Annotated in this window: 2 protein-coding genes; both read right to left on the bottom strand. The window is 76.1% G+C overall.

From position 1 onward, the window contains the following. Positions 1–1,384, bottom strand: a 1,384-nt coding sequence (locus tag ACFU74_RS36880) for a hypothetical protein (RefSeq protein ID WP_380764508.1), incomplete at its 3' end; no start/stop codon positions are given. Positions 1,385–1,654: 270 nt separating this feature from the next. Further along, positions 1,655–2,715, bottom strand: a 1,061-nt coding sequence (locus ACFU74_RS36875; protein ID WP_380764507.1) for an SUKH-4 family immunity protein, incomplete at its 5' end; no start/stop codon positions are given.

The raw sequence follows: 2,715 nt of genomic DNA, 5'->3' as shown, positions 1-2,715 counted from the left end.
GGTTGTAGCCGACCGTGTTCGGGGTGGCGTAGTCGCTGCCGTCGTCGATGATCACGATCTTCGGGATGATCCGGGTCTCCTCCTCGACGGGCCGCCCGGCCGGGGCGCCCGCGCCCTCCGCGGCGTCCGCCGCCGCGGGCGGGCCGGCCGGCCTCGGCGGCACCGGGCCGGTGGCGACCGCGGCGGTCGGGGCGACCCGCCCCGGGGTGACCCTCAGCACCGCGGTGGCCGCCTCGCCGGCGGGCGCCGGGACGGACTCCTTGCGCAGGTCGGCCCGCGGGTCCGCGACGACGGGCAGCGGGATCTCCCCGGTGTCGGCCTCCGAGTCCACGCCCGCGGCCCGGTCCAGCGCGGCCCGGTCCGCCGCAGCCCGGTCTTCCGGGGCCCGGTCCGCCGGCGGGGCGTCCGCCGGGGCGCCGTCGGCCGGCCCGGAGCCGGCGGTGAGCGCCACGGCCTCCAGCCCGGCGGAGTCCAGCGCCGCGGACTCCAGCGCCGCGGGCTCGATCGCGCCGACCGCCGCACCCGTGAGCGAGGCCAGCGTCGCCTTGATGTGGTCGAGGTGCTGCTGCACCGTCTCCAGCCGGGTCGCGTACTCGCGCTGCTCGCGTTCGCTCGCCGCGTTGATCCGCTCGGCCTCGCGCCGGGCCTGCTCGATCAGCTGGTCCGCCCTGGCCTGCGCCTCGGCGTCGCTCTGCTTGATCTGGCCGAGCACCGTCTCGCGGAACTGCTCGGCCTCCTTGACCCGCCGCTCGGCGGTGGCGGAGACCGCCGCGTCCTCGGCGTCGGCCTCGGCCTGCGCCTCGGCGAACATCTCGTCGGCCTTGCGGCGCAGCTCGGCCAGCTTGGCCTCGGCCCGCTCGGAGGCCTCGGCGGCCGCGACCCGGACCTTGGCGGCGTGCGCGGTCGCGGCGTCCCGGACGGCCCGGACCTCGCGGTCGGTCTCGGCCCGGATCGCCTCGGCCTCGGCCCGGGTCCGCTCGTCGGTTCGGCGGGCGGCGGCGTCGGCCTCGGTACGGGTGGTGGTCGCGTACTCCTTGGCGGCGCGGTCGAGCGCCTGGCCGGCCTCGTACACCTCGTCGCGGAGGTCCTCGGCGAACCGCTCGGCCTTGTCCCGGACGGCACGGGCCTCGGTCTCCGCCATCCTGGCCAGGCCGGCGGCCTCGTCGCTGAGCACCTGGTAGTCGGGCTCGGGGGCGTCGGCGGCGGCCTGCTTGATCTCGGCCAGCCGGCGCTCCATCTCCCGGAGTCCGGCACCGAGCACGCTCAGCCGTTCCCACCCCTCGTCGCGCTGCGCGGTGAGCGCGGTCAGGGCTCGGTCGACCTGCTCCGGCGCGTAACCGCGCCGGGCAACGGTGAAGCCGTACTGGGGGACGGCGTCGCTCATGGTGGGCTCTTCCCCTCGTGTCGCGGGCTGCGGAGCCCATGATCGGACGGATCGGTCTGCTCGGGAACCAGGTCGGGGAACCCGGTCGGGATTGGGGCATCGGGCGGATCGAAACATGTCGAGGATGGACGCTTGCGACCATCCTCTTGACCTATTTTGCGCGGATGTGGACGAAACCCCAACGAGGCACCGCCGCGCCGGTACGCCGAAGGGGCCGTTCCGGGCACCGGAACGACCCCCTGCCACCTGCGCGGATCCGGCACGGTCTGCTCAGAGCAGACCGTCCCAGAACTGCTCCAGCAGCACGGCCCACCAGGTGTCCGCCGACTGCAGCGCAGCCGGGTCGATCGCGGCCAGCTGGGCCTGGAAGTCGGTCGTCCAGCGACCGGCCTGGTCCGGGGTCAGCCCGTACCGCAGCCGCCACATCCGGCCCAGCAGGGCCAGGGAGCGGACGAACTCCGGTACACCCGTGTTGACGAACCGGGGGGGCTCGCCGGTTCCTTCCAGGTCCACCGCGACCACGTGCGCGGTGCCGTACTGCACGCAGAGCTGGCGGCCGTAGTCGTTGCCGAGCACCAGGTAGCCGCCGAAGTCCGGGCCGCCCGGCAGGCCGCGCTCGGCGGCCAGCTCGGCGAGCGTCGGGATCGGCCGGCCCTCCTGGGCCTGCGCCCAGAAGAACGGTCCGAACTCGCGCGGCAGACCCGACCACATCAGCGTCTGCGCCACCGGCTCGGGCACGCCCTGGCGGGCCACCGCACGCTGCTCGAAGCGGAACACGTTCGGCCCGTAGGCCTGGCCGAGCTCCTGGGCGAGCTGCTGCGGCGCGAGCGGCGGCAGCGGCGGGACGGTGCCCGGCGCGGGCAGCGGCACCCGCAGCGGCCGGACCCGCTGCGGACCGGAGGCCAGCTGGTGCAGCTCGTCCAGGTGGTCGAGCAGCTGGGCCATGCCGGCCTGCCGGGAGTGGTGGTCGCGGCCGTAGTCGGCGGTGTGGGTGAGCCGGACGTTCGGCCAGGAAGCGGCGATCATCCGGTTGCAGTACCCGCCGGGCAGGTCGCAGGACTCCAGCTCGGTGTAGAGCTCCAGCACCTGCTCCGGCGGCACGTTGAGCCGCCGCAGGTCCTGGAGGATCTTCCACTCCGGGTGCGGGGTGCCGGGCTCGCTGCGGTGCAGCAGCTTCTGCTCCGAGCCGTCCGGGCCGCGGTAGCTGAGCGCGGCGAAGTAGCCCGGGCCGACGGCGGGCACGCCGGGCGGCACCGGGGCGCCCTGCGGCGGCGGCCCGGGGACGGGCGCCGGCGGGGCGGCCGGGGCCGGTGCGGGCGCCGGGGCGGCGG

Source organism: Kitasatospora sp. NPDC057500, from assembly GCF_042802195.1.
Taxonomy (GTDB): Bacteria; Actinomycetota; Actinomycetes; order Streptomycetales; family Streptomycetaceae; genus Kitasatospora.
This window is presented reverse-complemented; position numbering and strand designations above follow the sequence as displayed.